The sequence below is a fragment of the Kineococcus glutinatus genome, assembly GCF_039542765.1.
Classification (GTDB): Bacteria; Actinomycetota; Actinomycetes; order Actinomycetales; family Kineococcaceae; genus Kineococcus_A; species Kineococcus_A glutinatus.
This window is the reverse complement of the sequence record NZ_BAABIL010000367.1, coordinates 1-2,998: the sequence shown is the minus strand read 5'-3', so window position 1 is coordinate 2,998 and position 2,998 is coordinate 1. Positions and strand designations below refer to the sequence as shown.

2 protein-coding genes and 1 pseudogene are annotated in these 2,998 nt (G+C 75.2%); 2 read left to right on the top strand and 1 reads right to left on the bottom strand.

What is annotated here, in order from left to right; translation table 11 throughout:
- Positions 1-1,342: pseudogene (locus ABEB16_RS13690) on the bottom strand (hypothetical protein); the annotation flags it as partial.
- Positions 1,343-1,477: 135 nt separating this feature from the next.
- Here ABEB16_RS13690 and ABEB16_RS13685 point away from each other — a divergent pair.
- Together ABEB16_RS13685 and ABEB16_RS13680 are read left to right on the top strand one after the other, a co-directional pair.
- On the top strand, positions 1,478-2,473 hold the full coding sequence (locus tag ABEB16_RS13685) for a glycosyltransferase (protein WP_345712798.1): 996 nt from the start codon (positions 1,478-1,480) through the stop codon (positions 2,471-2,473).
- Positions 2,470-2,998 (top strand): hypothetical protein (locus ABEB16_RS13680; protein ID WP_345712797.1); only part of this gene is annotated, 529 nt, incomplete at its 3' end. The genes ABEB16_RS13685 and ABEB16_RS13680, both read left to right, overlap by 4 nt.

Below are 2,998 nucleotides of genomic sequence, written 5' to 3'. Positions count from 1 at the left end.
CCGCTCGCACGGTGTAGCTCGACGCCACGGGGAAGTCGTTGCCGGCGTTGTCCTTGCCGTTCCAGGCGACGGTGGTGGTGCCGGCGGTCGCGGTGCCGCGCAGCGCGACGTTGGTGGGGGCACCGGGGTCGAAGCTCGTGCCGTCGCGGCTGACGACGAGCTCGTAGGTGCCGGCGGTGGTGGAGGTGAGGGTGAACGTCCCGCCGCGCGTGACGTACCCGGCGCCGGCCGGGGCGGCACCGGCGAAGGCGACGGAGGTGAGGTCCGGGGCGACGGGGGTGGTGGGGACACCGAGGGCGGTGAGCGTCTCGGCGGCCAGCGGCTCCAGGGACAGCGGGTACTCCGGCGGGGCCAGGCTCACCCCGCCCACCAGGTTCTTCAGCTGCTGCTGCTCGGCGCCGGCGGTGACGATGTCGTGGTGCAGCGGGCTGCCGTCGGCGTCGAGGAAGCCGTCGCGGTTGCCGTAGAGCACGAAGCCGTTGGGCTCCATGCTGCGGGTGCGCACGCGGTAGCGGAAGCCGTCGTGCGTGGTCACGTACAGCGGCAGGTCCACGGTGCGGTACTTGCCGCCCATGTAGCCGGCGAAGACGTAGGTGAAGACGCGGCCGTTGATCGCCGTGGTGGAGGCGGCACCGGAGCGCAGGGTGATGTCCCAGGCGGCGACGGAGGCCTCCCCGCCGTTGGTCGTGCTGGTGCTGGGCGCGGTCCACGGCGTGGCGAGGGTGGCGGTGTTGGTCGGGTCGTAGATCTTGCCGCTGGGCGCGAGGTTGCCGTCGGTACCGGCACCGGCGGGGCCGTAGAAGGCGACGTGGTAGATGCCGGTCACGGGCGCGGTGTACGAGCAGGGCTGGTAGCCGGTGGGGTTGCCACCGCCGCTGAGGGCCTGCGGCCCGGCCTTCTCCTCCGCGCGGGTCCTGATGAGGCCCTGGGTGGTGGAGCCCGAGCTCGTGCGCTGCTCGGCGCAGCGGAACCCGTTGGCGCCGGTGGTGACGGCGGGCAGGGTCAGCGCGTTGGTGTCGGTGACGACGCCGGGGTTCCAGACGGTGATGTCCGCGTCGCCCGTGCCCATCGCGGAGGAGCCCAGCAGGATGCTCTCCCCCGCCTGCGCGTAGACGGAGAACAGGGTGCGCCGGCGGATCTGCACCGCGCCGGTCTCGGGCCCGTAGGTGCTGGTGCGCCACTCGATGCTGGCGCGGCACTGGTAGCCCCCCGCGACGGTGCACTGCACGTCGTTCGGGTAGAGGGTCGCGCTGCCGGCGGCCTGCGCGGGCGCGGCGGGCACGGTGAGCAGGCCGGCGCCGACGAGGGCGGCGACCGCGAGGGTGCGCAGGCGGCGGAGCACGGCGTACCTCCGGGTGGGGGCGGTGGTGGGGCGGGTGGCCCATCTCTGCATCGACCGGTGCGGTCACGGGCTGGAACGAGCTCACCCGGGCGGCGCAGCGCCGCCCTGCCGGTGCGCCCGTTAGGGTCGCCGACCGTGACCGGAGCCCCGCCCGCCGTGCCGGCGACCACCGCGGCCGCCGCCCGCGTGGCGGTCGTCATCCCCTGCCTCGACGAGGCGGCCGCCGTCGGCAAGGTCGTCGACGACGTGCGCGCCGCGCTGCCGGGCGCGCAGGTGTACGTCTACGACAACGGCAGCACCGACGGCACGGCGGAGGTCGCGGCCCGGCACGGCGCGCTGGTGCGGGTGGAGGAGCGGCCGGGCAAGGGCAACGTGGTGCGCCGGGCCTTCGCGGACCTGGAGGCCGACGTCTACGTCCTCATCGACGGCGACGACACCTACGACGCCTCGGCGGCGGGCGAGCTGCTGCGGGTGCTGGCCTCCGGCGGGTACGACCACGTCGTGGGGGTGCGCCGGCCGGGCAGCCTCACCGCGTTCCGCCGCGGCCACGCCGCGGGCAACCGGGCGCTGAACGAGGTGGTCAGCCGGGTGTTCGGGACGCCGGTGACGGACATGCTGAGCGGTTACCGGGTGATGTCGCGGCGGTTCGTGAAGTCGTTCCCGGCGATCTCGCGCGGGTTCGAGGTGGAGACGGAGCTGACCGTGCACGCGGTGAACCTGCGGGTGCCGCAGCGGGAGGTGCCGGTGGGGTTCCGGGACCGGGCGGAGGGCAGCACCAGCAAGCTGCGCACCTACCGCGACGGGTGGCGCATCCTGTGGTGGATCGTGCGGCTGGCGCACTACGAGCGGCCGCTGCTGGTGCACTCGGTGCTGGGCGGGCTGCTGGCGCTGGTGGCGGTGCTGCTGGGCATACCGCTGGTGGTGGAGTTCGCGCGGACGGGGCTGGTGCCGCGGTTCCCCACGGCGATCCTGGCCTCGGCGCTGGGGATGGTCGCCGCGCTGGTGGTGGCGGTGGGGTTCGTGCTGGACGCGGTGCGCCGGGCGGCGGACGAGTCGATGCGCCTGGCCTACCTGCGCTACCCGGCGCCCCCGGCGCGGCTGGCGGCGCCGGCGCCGGGGGCGCCGCGGTGAGGGAGGTGCTCCGGTTCTGCGCGTCGGTGCTGGCGGGGTTGCTGGCGCTGCAGGTGGTGCTGTTCGGCCTGCTGGTGGCGGCGCAGGCGGTGCCGAACGGGCCGGTCGTGGCGCGGCTGGCGCAGGCCGTGGACAGCGGTGAGTACGGCGCCCCGTACGCGCCGGACGGGTTCGGCGGGCGCGCCGACCGGTTCACCGAGTGCGTGGTGCTGGGGTACGGGGTGAGCTCGGCGGACGACCCGCGCAGCGTCTGGGTCCGGGCGGCGGGCGGGGTGCGGCTGAGCTCGTGCGAGGGCGGGGTCGCGGAGATCCGGTCGCTGGCGGCGGGGGGTTCGCTGGTGCCGGACGCGGGGTACTTCCGCTACTGGAGCGGGTACTCGGTGCTGACGCGGCCGGTGCTGGCGGCGTGGGGCGTGACGGGGGTGCGGCTGGTGACGGCGGCGCTGCTGGCGGTGGCCGCGGCGGCGGCGTTCATGCAGTTCCTCACGGCGGACCTGTTCCGCGACTTCCCGACGCTGCGCCTGG